Source organism: Pseudoalteromonas sp. S2755 (assembly GCF_005886535.1).
In the GTDB taxonomy this organism is placed as follows: domain Bacteria; phylum Pseudomonadota; class Gammaproteobacteria; order Enterobacterales; family Alteromonadaceae; genus Pseudoalteromonas.
Genome location: NZ_PNDS01000298.1, coordinates 1 through 213, shown reverse-complemented (window position 1 = coordinate 213; position 213 = coordinate 1). Strand labels below are relative to the sequence as shown.

The 213-nt window shown below is 41.3% G+C and carries 1 protein-coding gene; it reads left to right on the top strand.

Going from position 1 to position 213, the window contains the following annotated elements; genetic code table 11:
* Positions 1–213, top strand: a 213-nt coding sequence (locus CWC03_RS23300) for a site-2 protease family protein (protein ID WP_171040333.1), incomplete at both ends; no start/stop codon positions are given.

Below are 213 nucleotides of genomic sequence, written 5' to 3'. Positions count from 1 at the left end.
TCAATCCTTGGAGGGGTGTTATATTACGCGACAGAGATGGAAATCTTTGCTGGTGTTGCAGTATTAAGTGCACTGTTGACCTTATTCAATTTACTACCCATTTTGCCGTTAGATGGTGGGGATGTTCTAAAAAGCATAAGCTTTTCAATGCGCTCTTGGGTGGGATTATTTGCGTGTATTGCTGGGGTATTATTCTGGCTTTGTAGAAGTAAC